Annotated in this window: 1 pseudogene; it reads left to right on the top strand. The window is 50.6% G+C overall.

Features of this window, described 5'->3' with window-relative positions:
* Positions 1-87: 87 nt before the first annotated feature.
* Positions 88-324, top strand: a pseudogene (locus L692_RS28285) (pentapeptide repeat-containing protein); the annotation flags it as partial.

Genomic DNA, 324 nt, shown 5'->3' with positions numbered 1-324 from the left:
CGCCAGCCACATTCAATTAAGCGGCTCGGCGGACATGAAGGGCAGCGAAGTCAAATCCAATTAGCTTTAGGCGGTGATTGAATACAGATGGAACAGCCCATAGATGTGCTGGAGCAACAAGCCATCTTGAATCAAGCCTGGTCCCTGATCCGCAGAGACTGGGCACTGAAGCTCAAAGCCACGCAGGAGCAACAAATTCAAATCTGTGTAGAGGAGTTTCGAAGGTATTGCAGGGACATTCGGCAAGAGCAGCTTCAAGGGAAAAAGGGGAACATTGGCTACATCACCTACTCTATGCTGCGTACTACTTGGCTCGAAGAGCGG

Source organism: Paenibacillus forsythiae T98, assembly GCF_000520735.1.
Lineage (GTDB): Bacteria > Bacillota > Bacilli > Paenibacillales > Paenibacillaceae > Paenibacillus_AQ > Paenibacillus_AQ forsythiae.
Note: the sequence above shows the minus strand (reverse complement) of the source record. Positions and strands in the feature narration are given on the sequence as shown.